The organism is Streptomyces changanensis, from assembly GCF_024600715.1.
GTDB lineage: Bacteria > Actinomycetota > Actinomycetes > Streptomycetales > Streptomycetaceae > Streptomyces > Streptomyces changanensis.
This window is the reverse complement of record NZ_CP102332.1, coordinates 5,061,990-5,075,257: the sequence shown is the minus strand read 5'-3', so window position 1 is coordinate 5,075,257 and position 13,268 is coordinate 5,061,990. Positions and strand designations below refer to the sequence as shown.

Genomic DNA, 13,268 nt, shown 5'->3' with positions numbered 1-13,268 from the left:
GTTTCCCGGGTCAGCCGACGAGGCGTCCGGCCTCCAGCCGGTGCGTCCGGCCGGTGAAGCGGCGACGCAGGAGCCGGTCGTGGGAGACGACGACGAGGGCGCCGGTCCAGCGGTCGAGCGCGGCCTCCAGCTCCTCCACGAGGCCGAGCGCGAGGTGGTTCGCCGGTTCGTCGAGGAGCAGGAGGTCGGCGGGGCGGGCGAGGAGCCGGGCGAGGGCGAGCCGGCGGCGCTGTCCGGCCGAGAGAGCGCCCACGGGGGTGTGGAGGTCGCGGGGGCGGAACAGTCCGTACGACAGGAGGAGTTCCTCGCGCTCGTCGTCGGTGAGCGGGAGGCCGCGGCCGAAGGCGGTGAGGAGCCGCTCCGCCGGGCGGTCGGCGGGTATCTCCTGGGCGAGGTGGCCGATGGCGCCCCGGCGGGTGACGGTCCCCGTGTCGGGTGCGAGGTGTCCTGCCATGACGCGCAGCAGGGTGGACTTGCCCGCGCCGTTGCCCCCGTGCACCAGGAGCTTCTCCCCCGCCGCGACGGTGAGGTGGTCGACGGCGAGCCTGTCCCCCACGCGCACGTCCGTGAGGGTCACGAGGTCGCCGTCGGTGGCGCCCGCGATCGGGCGGGCGGCGAAGGAGAGCGGTCGGGGCGGGCGGGGTACCGGGTCCTCCCGAAGCCTGCGGAGCCTTTCGCGCGCGCTGCGGACACGCCCGGCGACCGACGCCTGGACCCGGCCGCCGGCCCGGTCGTACGCCATCTTGTTGTTGTCCCTGATGGGGCGGCCGGCGACGCCGTGGGCGGCGGTCTCGGCGTACGCCTCCAGCCGGGACGTCTCGTCGCACCAGTCGGCGTAGGCCTGCTCCCAGCGGCGGCGCGCGGCCGCCCGCTCTTCGCGGTACCCGGCGTAGCCGTTCCCGTGGCGGACGACGGTGCGGCGGTCGGCGTCCACGTCGAGCACGGTGGTGGCGACGCGCTCCAGGAAAGTCCGGTCGTGGGACACGGCGACGACGGTGCCCCGGTGGGCGAGCAGCGCCTCCTCCAGCCAGCCGAGGGCCCCCTCGTCGAGGTGGTTGGTCGGTTCGTCCAGCAGCATGACCTCGGGGGCCGCGGCGATCAGGCAGGCGATGCCGAGTCGGGCCTGTTCACCGCCGGAGAGGCTGCCGAGGGTACGGGAGCGGCCGGTGCCGGCCAGTCCGAGAGCGTGGAGCGCCTTGTCGACCCGGGCGTCCGCCTCGTACCCGCCGCGCAGCTCGTAGGCGGTGAGCAGTTCGCCGTACTCGGCGAGGGTGGTGTCGTCGGCGTCGGCGAGCGTGGCTTCGAGGGCACGCAGGCGGGCCTCCATGGCGCGCAGTTCGTGCAGGGCGGTGTCGACGGCGTCGCCCACGGTGCGGTGCGGCGGGAGCTGCGGCGTCTGGGCGAGCAATCCCACACCGTGCTCGGCGACCGTCACGACATCGCCCTCGTCGGGCCGCTCGGTGCCGGCGAGGAGGTGCAGGAGCGTGGACTTGCCCGCGCCGTTCTCCCCCACGATGCCGATCCGTTCGCCCGGGCGCACGGTGAGGGAGACGTCGTCGAGGAGCAGTCGCTCGCCGCGGGCCTTGGTGACGTGACGGAGGGAGATCTGCGTGGGCAAGGGCGCCTCCGAGTGGGATCCCGAGGAGAGGGGTCGGGAGGAGAGAGGGGTCGGCAACGAACGCTCGATAACGCAACTTCCGTGGCGTTAAGGTGAGTGTGGCACACTCGTCCTGCCTAACGCAACAGGAGTAGCAATTGACCGAGAACCCGATGCCGGCGCCGTCCGACCCCGGACCCGGCTCCCGGCGTCCCGGCGGCCGCACGGCGCGAACCCGCGCGGCGGTGCGCGACGCCGTGCTGACCGGTCTGGCCGAACACGGCTACCCGGGCCTGACCGTCGAGTTCGTCGCCGAGCGGTCGGGGGTCCACAAGACGACGCTGTACCGCAGGTGGGGTGGGCTCGAAGGGCTCGTCGCGGACGCCCTCGACCTCGCGGGCGAGGACGGCTGGACCCCACCCGACACGGGCACACTGGCGGGTGACCTGCGGGCGCTCGCCCGGGAGGTGTGCGACTCGTTCGCCGACCCGGCGGCTGCCGCCGCGCCCACGGCGTTCGTCGCCGCCGCCTTCCAGTCGGAGCGCGCGGCGGACGCCCTGCGCGCCTTCTACGCGGAACGGTTCGGCCGGTGCGAGGCCGTGGTGGAGCGCGCGGTGGAGCGCGGCGAGGCACCGCCCGGCACGGACGCGGGCGCGGTGGTGCGCGCGGTCTCCGCCCCGCTGTTCCTCCGGCTCTTCGTGACGCGGGAACCGGTCGACGCGGAACTCGCCGACCAGGCGGCCGCGGCGGCCCTCGCGGCCGTCCACGCGGGCGCGTTCACCGGCGCGCGCCGCTGAGGACGACGCCTGTCAGACCGTCCAGGCCGGTTCCAGGTCGACGACGTCCCCCGTCAGGGCGACGACGTCCGCCGCGATCTGCGCGCGCAGGGCGAGCCGTTCGACCCGCTCCGTCCGGTACTTGCCGTGCTCGGCCGCCGACTTCCACATGGACAGCACCAGGAACTCGTTGCCCGGCGCCTCGCCGAACAGCCCCCGCAGCATGCCGGGGGATCCGGCCATCGCGGGGTTCCACACCTTCTCCTGCATCAGCGCGTAGTGCTCCACCCGGTCCTCGCGGATCCGGCTGTGGGCGACCCGCACCACGTCGGCGTCGGTGAAACGCGGCTCGAAGCCGGTCTTCACGTCGAAGCGGTAGTCGAAGAGCTTGACCTGTGCGCCCTTGAAGGTGCCGGCCTGCGCGGCGGCCAGTCTGGCGTGTGACCGCGCCATGAACGAATCGTAGAAGGGACGGCTCTCCCAGAAGGAGAACACGTGGGCCACACCGGGCCGCAGACGGCTCCACCCGCCGCCCTGCCCCCGGAAGCCGGGTTCCCCCGGCAGCCCCGCCCATTTCCGCTGCCCCCGCTCGAACCCGCGACGGTCCACGACGGTGCAGCGAATCCACTTGACCAGCACCGCGCCATCGTACGGCGCGGCGGCCCGGGCGGTGCCGGCCCGACGGAACCCGCTCCCGACCGCCGGGGGCACGCCCGGAGCACCCGGCGCGGGGACGGTCCCCACCCGGGCCCTCGGGCGCATTCCGCACGGACGCGCTGACGGTCCTGACGCTCCGTGACACCATGGTCGAGCAGGCGGGCACCGGAGGGGAGTTGCCTCCGGCCCCGTGCCAGTGGCGCAGAGAGGGGGAAAGGGTGAGCACGCTGAACAAGGGCGTGGCCAAGGTCGAGGTGGCCCTGAAGTGGGACCCGAGCACGGGTGGCGGCCCGGTGCACGACCTCGACATCATCGCCGCCGTCTATCCCACGGCGGACCCGTACGGCGAGCCGGTCTACCTCGTGCACTTCGACAGCCGGTCGCCCGACGGCACGATCACGCTCAACCGCGACAGCCGTACGGGACAGGGGTTCGGCATCGACGAGGCGATGACGCTGGAGCTGACCCGACTGTCCCCCGACTACGCGCGCGTGGTGGTGGGCATCGCCATACAGCAGAGCGGCGGGCCCGTGACCTTCGGGGACGTGCCCAACACGAAGGTACTGGTGCGAGAGGGCTACGAGGAACTGGACAACGACGACCTTGCGGGCGTGGCCGGCGCCACCGCGGCGACCATCGCCGAGTTCGTCCGCGAGGACGCCGACACCTGGCGGTACCGGCGGCTGCTGCACGGCTTCGACACCGACCCGCAGTCCTTCAGCCGTGTGATGGGCGCCCGCCGCTGAGCCGGCCGGCGTGATGGGCGTCCGCCGCCGGCGGTGGGCGTGATGGGCGCCCGCCGAGCCGTCCGCAGCGCCGCGGCACCCCGCCCCGTACGCGAGAGGTGGGGAGGTCTCCCGGGAGACCTCCCCACCTCAGCGGGTCACCGTGCCCGCCCCGCCGACCCCCACCCCGTCACCGGCGCGGGCGGTCGGGCGGTTCAGCTGCAGCCGCTGGTCGAGCCGCAGCCCTCGCAGATGTAGCAGGAACCGGCGCGCTGCATCTTCGTTCCGCAGGAGAAGCACAGCGGGGCGTCGGCCTGGATGCCGAGCTGCATCTCGACCAGTTCGGCCGAGGTGTGGGCCTGCTTGGGGGCCGGGAGCTCGACCGGCTCCGCCTTGGGGGCGGCGGCCTTCGGGGCCTCCTGCTGGCGCGGGGCCGACTGGGCGAGGCCCTCGACGTCCACGTCCTCGTCCTCGACGGACTGCTCGTACGAGCCGGTCTCCAGGTGCCGCTGGCGCTCCTCGGCGGAGTGGATGCCGAGCGCCGAGCGGGTCTCGAAGGGCAGGAAGTCCAGCGCCAGGCGGCGGAAGATGTAGTCGACGATCGACTGCGCCATCCGCACGTCCGGGTCGTCCGTCATGCCGGCCGGCTCGAAGCGCATGTTGGTGAACTTCGAGACGTACGTCTCCAGCGGGACGCCGTACTGCAGGCCGACGGAGACCGCGATGGAGAAGGCGTCCATCATGCCCGCGAGGGTCGAGCCCTGCTTGGACATCTTGAGGAAGACCTCGCCGAGACCGTCGTCCGGGTAGGAGTTGGCGGTCATGTACCCCTCGGCACCGCCCACCGTGAAGGAGGTGGTGATCCCGGGGCGGCCCTTGGGGAGCCGCTTGCGGACCGGGCGGTACTCGACGACCTTCTCGACCTTCGTCGGCTCGACCGCGGCCTTCTTCTCCTCCTCCTTCTTCTTGGCGGAGAGAGGCTGGCCGACCTTGCAGTTGTCGCGGTAGATGGCGAGCGCCTTGACGCCCATCTTCCACGCCTCGAAGTAGACCTCCTCGACGTCCTCGACGGTGGCCGTCTCGGGGAGGTTGACCGTCTTGGACAGCGCGCCGGAGATCCAGGGCTGGATGGCGGCCATCATGCGGACGTGGCCCATCGCGGAGATGGAACGCTCGCCCATGGCGCAGTCGAAGACCTCGTAGTGCTCCTGCTTGAGGCCGGGCGCGTCGATCACGTTGCCGTGCTCGGCGATGTGGGCGACGATCGCCTCGATCTGCTCCTCCTGGTAGCCCAGGCGGCGCAGGGCCTGCGGGACCGTGCCGTTGACGATCTGCATGGAGCCGCCGCCGACCAGCTTCTTGAACTTGACCAGGGCGAGGTCGGGCTCGAGGCCGGTGGTGTCACAGGACATCGCGAGACCGATGGTGCCGGTCGGGGCGATGACGGACGCCTGCGCGTTGCGGAAGCCGTTCTTCTCGCCGAGGCGGATCACGTCCTGCCAGGCCTCCGTGGCGGCGGCCCAGATCGGCGAGTCGAGGTCGTCCACGCGGACGGCGGCGGTGTTCGCGTCGGCGTGCTGCTTCATGACGCGGTTGTGCGCCCCGGCGTTGCGGGCGTAGCCATCGTACGGGCCGACGACCGCGGCGAGCTCGGCGGAGCGGCGGTAGGAGGTGCCCGTCATCAGCGAGGTGATGGCGCCGGCGAGGGCGCGACCGCCGTCGGAGTCGTACGCGTGGCCGGTGGCCATCAGCAGGGCGCCGAGGTTGGCGTAGCCGATGCCCAGCTGGCGGAAGGCGCGGGTGTTCTCACCGATCTTCTGGGTGGGGAAGTCGGCGAAGCAGATGGAGATGTCCATCGCGGTGATGACGAGCTCGACGACCTTCGCGAAGCGCTCGACCTCGAAGGACTGGTTGCCCTTGCCGTCGTCCTTCAAAAACTTCATCAGGTTCAGCGAGGCGAGGTTGCACGAGGTGTTGTCCAGGTGCATGTACTCGCTGCACGGGTTCGAGCCGTTGATCCGGCCGGACTCGGGGCAGGTGTGCCAGCGGTTGATGGTGTCGTCGTACTGGATGCCCGGGTCGGCGCAGGCCCAGGCGGCCTGGGCCATCTTGCGGAAGAGCGCCTTGGCGTCGACCTCCTCGATGACCTCACCGGTCATGCGGGCGCGCAGGCCGAACTTGCCGCCGGTCTCCACGGCCTTCATGAACTCGTCGTTCACGCGGACGGAGTTGTTGGCGTTCTGGTACTGGACGGACGTGATGTCGTCGCCGCCCAGGTCCATGTCGAAGCCCGCGTCGCGCAGGGCGCGGATCTTCTCCTCCTCCTTGACCTTCGTCTCGATGAAGTCCTCGATGTCGGGGTGGTCGACGTCGAGGATCACCATCTTGGCCGCGCGGCGGGTCGCGCCGCCCGACTTGATCGTCCCGGCGGAGGCGTCGGCGCCGCGCATGAAGGAGACGGGGCCGGAGGCGTTGCCACCGGAGGAGAGGAGCTCCTTGGAGGAGCGGATGCGGGAGAGGTTCAGGCCGGCGCCGGAGCCGCCCTTGAAGATCATGCCCTCTTCCTTGTACCAGTCGAGGATCGACTCCATGGAGTCGTCGACGGACAGGATGAAGCAGGCGGAGACCTGCTGGGGCTGCGGCGTGCCGACGTTGAACCACACCGGGGAGTTGAAGCTGAAGATCTGGTGCAGGAGGGCGTAGGCGAGCTCGTGCTCGAAGATCTCCGCGTCGGCGGGGGACGAGAAGTAGTTGTACTCCTCACCGGCCTTGCGGTAGGTCTTCACGATGCGGTCGATGAGCTGCTTCAGGCCCGTCTCGCGCTGCGGGGTGCCGACGGCGCCCCGGAAGTACTTGCTGGTGACGATGTTGACCGCGTTCACCGACCAGAAGTCGGGGAACTCGACGCCACGCTGCTCGAAGTTGACCGAGCCGTCACGCCAGTTGGTCATGACGACGTCACGGCGCTCCCAGACGACCTCGTCGTACGGGTGCACGCCCGGCGTCGTGTGGATGCGCTCGATGCGCAGGCCCTTGCCCGCCTTGGACCCCTTGGCTCGGGAGCCTCGTGCCGGGCCGCTCGTCGTCTCTGTCATGCCGCCTCCCATATACGGGCAAAAACGCCCTGATGTGCCCAGATCTTCCCAAGGCACGGTGTCTGTCTGTCGCCGCGGGCGCTGCGGGCAGCGCCCCCGGCTGGTCGATTGGCCGCCGCGCGGCCGGCAACCGGACCCCGGTCCGGCGGGCCGGTCAGTCGGCGGGGCCGGCGGGCACCGGGACCTCGGGGGTCGCACCGGTGCCGCCCTGGTCCACGGGGGGCCGCCGCTCGCGCAGCTCCGCGATGGCGGCCTCGAAGTCCTCCAGCGTGTCGAACGCCCGGTACACGGACGCGAAGCGCAGGTACGCGACGAGGTCGAGCTCCCGCAGCGGGCCGAGTATGGCGAGGCCGACGTCGTGCGTCGTGAGCTCGGCGCTGCCGGTGGCGCGCACGGCCTCCTCGACCCGCTGGCCCAGCTGCGCGAGGGCGTCCTCGGTGACGGGCCGCCCCTGGCATGCCTTGCGCACGCCGTTGATGACCTTGGTCCGACTGAACGGCTCGGTCACCCCGCTGCGCTTCACGACCATGAGGGAGCAGGTCTCCACGGTGGTGAAGCGGCGGGAGCAGTCGGGGCACTGACGGCGGCGTCGGATGGACGTCCCGTCGTCGGTGGTGCGACTGTCGACGACGCGGCTGTCGGGGTGCCTGCAGAAGGGGCAGTGCATGGTCCCAACCCTCCTTCACAAGCACGACTGAATAGCCTCGCCGCGTCCTCCCGGACCCGTGCGAAGCAGGCACCAGCATAGGCGATGGCCGCCCTCCCCACTGACCGGGGACCACAACTTCTGGGCGGCTGTGACCATGCAACCACTACATGTAGGGTCTGACGCCCATTCGCCCCGTGGCGCGTGTCGTGCCGCCCGCGGGCCTGCGGCCGACCGAGAGCCTACGGCACGGGCGGTCCGGGAGAGCGTCGGGGCACGGGCGCGACAGGCCGCCATGGGCGCACTTCCCGCACCGCGCGCCTACCCCGGGCTCCCCTCCGCACGCCCCCTCCGATCGCCTTTCGGACGTCGCCCGAGATCCCTCCGAGCTCCCCTCGGAGGCCTCCACACAGCTCCCCGGAAGACCCCTCGGGCGCCCCCTCGAGAACGCTCCGGCGCCGCCCCCGGCACCCGCGGACGCCTCGCAACCGTTCCGGGGAACGGCGGAGTGACCACCCCGGGCGCGATGGGCGCGACGGCGAGGGTTACCGTAATGGCCCGAATTGCCACGGCGCCGAAAAGGTCGCAGATACACCTAGGTTCACGCACACGTAAGTCATTCCTTGTTTTTTCACTCGAACGTGTGTTTGGCGCAACCTTTCGAAAGCAACTACCGTTGTGCCAGCCAGGGAGACCATTCGAGAGGGGCCGACGTGACCACCACCGCAGACAGCGCCACCATCACCGCCCAGGACCGCTCCCAGGGCCGATTCGAGCCGGTGCATGCCATGACCGTGAAGAACGTGAACGAGGCGAGCGCGACCCCCGAGCCTCCCAAGCCCGCACGCTCGCTGCCCGGCCGACCTCCCGGCATCCGCGCCGACAGCTCCGGCCTCACGGACCGCCAGCGGCGCGTGATCGAGGTGATCCGCGACTCGGTGCAGCGGCGGGGGTACCCGCCGTCGATGCGTGAGATCGGCCAGGCGGTGGGGCTGTCCAGCACGTCCTCCGTCGCCCACCAGCTGATGGCGCTGGAGCGGAAGGGCTTCCTGCGGCGGGACCCGCACCGGCCCCGCGCCTATGAGGTCCGCGGCTCCGACCAGCCGAGCACCCAGCCCGCCGACACCACGGGCAAGCCCGCGGCGTCGTACGTGCCGCTCGTCGGCCGGATCGCCGCCGGTGGCCCGATCCTCGCCGAGGAGTCCGTCGAGGACGTCTTCCCCCTCCCCCGGCAGCTCGTCGGCGACGGTGAGCTCTTCGTGCTGAAGGTCGTCGGCGACTCGATGATCGAGGCCGCGATCTGCGACGGCGACTGGGTCACCGTGCGCCGCCAGCCCGTCGCGGAGAACGGCGACATCGTGGCCGCCATGCTCGACGGCGAGGCCACCGTCAAGCGCTTCAAGCGGGAGGACGGCCACGTCTGGCTGCTCCCGCACAACGCCGCCTACCAACCCATCCCCGGTGACGAGGCGACCATCCTCGGCAAGGTGGTGGCGGTTCTGCGACGGGTGTGACGCTCACCCGCCGGCCCGAACCGGCCCCGGGACCTCTGCGCCGGTCCCGGGGCCTTGCTGTGCCACCGGGCCGCCGGGCCGCCGTGAAGACGGGCGGACGAGCCGGCCCGCGAGCAGGCAGGGCGAGGCGGCGGGACGGCTGAGCCCGGTGGGCCGAGCACCCCAGGCCCGAGCGACCTCCAGGACCGGGCGGCCCCAGACCGGCGACCCGAGACCGGGCGGCCCAGGCCGGAGCACCATCCAGGACCGGGCGCCCCCGGGACCGGGCGACCCGGAGAACCGAGCGCGCCGGTCCGGGTCGGAGCCCGCCTACCCCGCCGTCCGCGCCGCCGCGTCGATCGCCGCCAGGGAGCGGCGGACCTGGTTGCGGTCCGTCGTGTACCAGAAGTCGGGCAGGGAGGCCCGCAGGAAGCTGCCGTACCGGGCGTTCGCCAGCCGCGGGTCCAGGACGGCCACGACGCCCCGGTCCCCCGTCGCGCGCACCAGACGGCCCGCACCTTGGGCCATGAGCAGCGCCGCGTGCGTCGCGGCGACCGCCATGAAGCCGTTGCCGCCGGCCTCCTCCACGGCCTTCTGCCGGGCGCTCATCAGCGGGTCGTCCGGCCGCGGGAACGGGATGCGGTCCATGACCACCAGCTGGCAGTTCGGCCCCGGGACGTCCACGCCCTGCCACAGGGACAGCGTGCCGAAGAGGCAGGTGGCGGCATCCCCCGCGAACGTCTTGATCAGCTCGCCGAGGGTGTCCTCGCCCTGGAGCAGCACCGGCTGGTCGAGCCTGCCCCGCAGCTCCTCGGCGGCGGCCTGCGCGGCCCGCATCGAGGAGAAGAGGCCCAGCGTACGGCCCCCGGCCGCCTGGATCAGCTCCGCCAGCTCGTCCATCATGTCGTCCCGGCTGCCCTCGCGGCCCGGGGTGGCGAGGTGCCGAGCGACGTAGAGGATGCCCTGTTTGCGGTAGTCGAACGGGGAGCCGACGTCGATGCCCTTCCAGACCGGCAGGTCCTCGCCCTCGACGCCCTCCGCGGCCAGGCCGAGCGAGGCGCCCACGCCGTTGAAGTCGCCGCCGAGCTTGAGCGTCGCGGAGGTCAGGACGACCGACCGGTCGGCGAAGAGCTTCTCGCGCAGCAGCCCGGACACGGACAGCGGGGCCACCCGCAGGGACGCGCCGAACCGGTCGTGCCGCTCGTACCAGACCACGTCGTACTCGGAGCCGTTCGCGATGCGCTCCGCCACCGTGTGGACGTTCTCCACGGCGGCGAGGGCCTGCTTGCGGACGGCGTCCTCGTCCTGCACGGACCGGTCGCGGGTGCTGCCGATGGCCGTGATCACCGCACGGGCGGCGTCCCGCAGGGCCATCAACGCGTAGGCGAGGTCCTCGGGCAGCTCCTGGAGCCGGCCGGGCAGGGCCAGCTCCATCAGCTTCTCGAACCCCTCGGCGGCGGTCTGGAGCTGGTCGGCGGCCTTCTCGTCGACGAGCTTCGCCGCCCGGCGCACGGCGCGGTTGACCTGCCCGGGGGTGAGCTCGCCGGTGGCGACGCCCGTGACGCGGGAGACCAGCTCGTGGGCCTCGTCCACGATCAGCACGTCGTGCTGCGGGACGACCGGCGCGCCCTCGATGGCGTCGATCGCCAGCAGCGCGTGGTTGGTGACGACGACGTCGGCGAGCTTGGCCCGCTCGCGGGCCGCCTCGGCGAAGCACTCCGCGCCGTACGCGCACTTCGTCGCCCCGAGGCACTCCCGCGAGGTGACCGAGACCTGTCCCCAGGCGCGGTCGGAGACGCCCGGCGTCAGATCGTCACGGTCGCCCGTCTCCGTCTCGTCGGACCAGTCGCGCAGGCGCATGAGGTCCTGGCCGAGCTTGCTGGTGGGGGCCGCCGCCTCGAGCGGGTCGAAGAGCCCCTCCTCGTCGTCCTGCGGGACGCCCTCGTGCAGCCGGTGGAGGCACAGGTAGTTGGAGCGGCCCTTGAGCATCGCGAACTCCGGGCGCCGGCGCAGCAGCGGGTGCAGCGCCTCGACCGTGCGGGGCAGGTCCCGCTCGACGAGCTGCCGCTGGAGGGCGAGCGTGGCCGTCGCCACCACGACCCGGTCGCCGTGGGCCAAGGCGGGCACCAGGTAGCCGAGGGACTTGCCGGTGCCGGTGCCGGCCTGGACGAGCAGGTGCGTACCGTCGTCGATGGCCTGGCCGACGGCCTCGGCCATGGTGACCTGGCCGGGCCTTTCCGCGCCGCCGACGGCGGCGACGGCGGCGTGGAGGAGCTCGGGGAGGGATGGCTTCGTCATAGCCCGTCCACCCTAAGGGGCCCCACCGACAGTCGGTTCCCGTCGGAGTCACCCGCCGTCCGCTTCCGGCCGACGAGCGGGGTGGTCGTCCCCGGACCGGACCGCTCCCCACTCGTACGGGTGAGCCGCGCCGCGCGATGGACGCCGGTGGCCGGAGGGGGAAGCCGGCGGGCTCCGCGGGCTGCGGGTGCGGCCGGCCGGGGCGCGTTCGATGCGGACTCAGTGGGGCTGTGTCCGCTCGGTGGCGGCGACGGCGTCGGCGAAGCGGTCGAGGACGGCGGCGGCCTGCCCGTCGGTGAGCGTCAGCGGCGGCAGCAGCCGCACGACACCGGAGGCGCGCCCACCGGTGGTCACGATGAGGCCCCGGTCCAGGCACTCCCGCCGTACGGCCTCCGCGCGGTCGGCGGCGGTGCGCAGGAACGGGGTCGTCGCGCGCGGCGGCGTGTCGCCGGTAGGGGACGGAGCGGCCAGTTCCACCCCGATCATGAGGCCGCGGCCCCGCACGCCGGCCACGCAGGGGTGGGCGGCCGCCAGCCCCCGCAGGTCGGCGAGGAGTCGCGCGCCGAGGGTGGCGGCGCGTTCGGCGAGCCGGTTCCCGCGGACGTACGCGAGGGTGGCGGTACCGGCGGCCATGGCGAGCTGGTTGCCGCGCGGGGCGCCGGCGGGGCGGTCCCGCCGGCCGTGGTCGAGGCCCGCCCGGTAGACGATCACGGACAGCGGGAGCGAAGCGCCGAGGGCCTCCGGCATGACCATCACGTCGGGGACGACACCGCTGTGTCCGACCGCCCAGAACGACCCGGTACGGCCGAGTCCCGTCAGCCTCTCGTCGGCGATCAGCGGGACGGACGACTCCGCGGTGAGCCCGCGCACCCGCCGCAGCCAGTCGTCCGGCGCGGGCACCACGTCCCGGGCGCCCCGGACCGGTTCGACGATGACGGCCGCCGGCGTGGCGATCCCGCCTTCCGCGCCGCGCGGGCCGTGTGGTGCCCCGCCGTCGCCGTCCGGCGGGTGACGCCCGTCGCGCGGGTACGGCAGCCAGGTGACCGGTACGTCACCGTCCGGCCCTGGTCCCGCCGGTCGGCCGGGAGCGGCCGGGGCGTGGGGCCCGTAACCGGCGCAGGCGAGCACCCGAGAGCGGCCCGTGGCCGTGCGCGCGAGCGCGAGCGCGGCGGCGACGGCGTCCCCGGGGGCGGGCCCGCAGAACCGGACGCGGGCGTCGGCGGCGAGCGCGGCCGGCAGGGTGGTGAACAGTTCGGTCGTGAAGGCGTCCCGGACCGGGGTGGCGAGGCCGTGGACGTCCAGGGGCGCCCCCGAGTCGATGACCCGCTTGATCGCTTCCAGGACGACCGGGTGGTTGTGGCCGAGGACCAGGATGCCGGCGCCGGACGTGCAGTCCAGGTAGCGGCGGCCGTCGGCGCCCTCGATGGTGACCCCGCGGGCCCGTACCGGGACGACCGGCAGGGAGCGGGCGTAGGTGCGGGCGGCGGGTTCGCGCAGCGCCTGGCGGCGCATGATCCCCTCATGCCCGGCGGTCGGCCCCGCCGGGGCCGGTTCGGTCGCGGCCACGTCTCTGCTGTCCTCCCGGTGGCGAAGGCTGGTGGTGGGCGTGCGGGTACGTACGGCCCGAGCGCGGGGACCGAGGTGCGTGCGGTAGGCGGCGTACCCGTGCCGCCCATCGGTACGTCGCCCGTGCGTCCCGCGTTCGCCCCGCGCCGGGAGCGTGCCCGTCGCGTGTGGTCCGCCGCGCGTTCCGTCCCCGCCCGCGGGGTCCCCGCGCGTGGTGCTCCGCACGTACCAACGACGACATCTGCGGGCGATCACGGGCATGTCGAGGATCCTTGCGCCGGGGAACCGCGGACCTGCCGCACGCCGTCCCCCTCGGCACCGGCATAGTGGGGGCCGCACCGCGGCGCCCGAGGACGGGCACCGGCCCGGTGTGCCGGCGTCAGGAAGTACCGCGTCCGGAAGGCGTTTCCGCCGG

General features: G+C 73.0%; 9 protein-coding genes. 3 read left to right on the top strand and 6 right to left on the bottom strand.

Features of this window, described 5'->3' with window-relative positions; all coding sequences use genetic code 11:
• Positions 1 to 10: 10 nt before the first annotated feature.
• A complete protein-coding gene (locus NRO40_RS22500) occupies positions 11 to 1,618 on the bottom strand; it encodes an ABC-F family ATP-binding cassette domain-containing protein (protein WP_058943270.1) in 1,608 nt (535 codons plus the stop codon).
• 152 nt (positions 1,619 to 1,770) lie between these two features.
• Here NRO40_RS22500 and NRO40_RS22490 point away from each other — a divergent pair, with 152 nt between their 5' ends.
• Positions 1,771 to 2,394 (top strand): TetR/AcrR family transcriptional regulator, encoded by a 624-nt coding sequence (locus NRO40_RS22490; protein WP_058943288.1) that lies wholly within the window; start codon positions 1,771 to 1,773, stop codon positions 2,392 to 2,394.
• A 12-nt stretch (positions 2,395 to 2,406) separates the two neighbouring features.
• On the opposite strand, the gene NRO40_RS22485 is transcribed toward NRO40_RS22490, so the two are convergent.
• The gene (locus NRO40_RS22485) at positions 2,407 to 3,012 is read right to left on the bottom strand and encodes a YdbC family protein (protein WP_058943287.1); all 606 of its coding nucleotides are present in this window, start codon (positions 3,010 to 3,012) and stop codon (positions 2,407 to 2,409) included.
• A 236-nt stretch (positions 3,013 to 3,248) separates the two neighbouring features.
• Here NRO40_RS22485 and NRO40_RS22480 point away from each other — a divergent pair, with 236 nt between their 5' ends.
• Complete coding sequence (locus NRO40_RS22480) at positions 3,249 to 3,776, top strand: TerD family protein (protein ID WP_058943269.1); 528 nt, start codon at positions 3,249 to 3,251, stop codon at positions 3,774 to 3,776.
• A 194-nt stretch (positions 3,777 to 3,970) separates the two neighbouring features.
• On the opposite strand, the gene NRO40_RS22475 is transcribed toward NRO40_RS22480, so the two are convergent.
• On the bottom strand, positions 3,971 to 6,850 hold the full coding sequence (locus NRO40_RS22475) for a vitamin B12-dependent ribonucleotide reductase (RefSeq protein WP_058943268.1): 2,880 nt from the start codon (positions 6,848 to 6,850) through the stop codon (positions 3,971 to 3,973).
• A gap of 154 nt (positions 6,851 to 7,004) precedes the next feature.
• A complete protein-coding gene (gene nrdR / locus NRO40_RS22470) occupies positions 7,005 to 7,517 on the bottom strand; it encodes a transcriptional regulator NrdR (protein WP_058943267.1) in 513 nt (170 codons plus the stop codon).
• A gap of 692 nt (positions 7,518 to 8,209) precedes the next feature.
• Here nrdR and lexA point away from each other — a divergent pair.
• Positions 8,210 to 9,010: a transcriptional repressor LexA gene (lexA, locus tag NRO40_RS22465; protein ID WP_058943266.1), complete on the top strand. Its 801-nt coding sequence runs from the start codon at positions 8,210 to 8,212 to the stop codon at positions 9,008 to 9,010.
• Between the two features lie 309 nt (positions 9,011 to 9,319).
• On the opposite strand, the gene NRO40_RS22460 is transcribed toward lexA, so the two are convergent.
• Together NRO40_RS22460 and NRO40_RS22455 are read right to left on the bottom strand one after the other, a co-directional pair.
• On the bottom strand, positions 9,320 to 11,287 hold the full coding sequence (locus NRO40_RS22460; RefSeq protein WP_058943265.1) for an ATP-dependent DNA helicase: 1,968 nt from the start codon (positions 11,285 to 11,287) through the stop codon (positions 9,320 to 9,322).
• A 219-nt stretch (positions 11,288 to 11,506) separates the two neighbouring features.
• Positions 11,507 to 12,853, bottom strand: coding sequence for an aminotransferase class III-fold pyridoxal phosphate-dependent enzyme (locus NRO40_RS22455; RefSeq protein ID WP_058943264.1), 1,347 nt, complete (start codon positions 12,851 to 12,853; stop codon positions 11,507 to 11,509).
• Between the last annotated feature and the right edge of the window lie 415 nt (positions 12,854 to 13,268).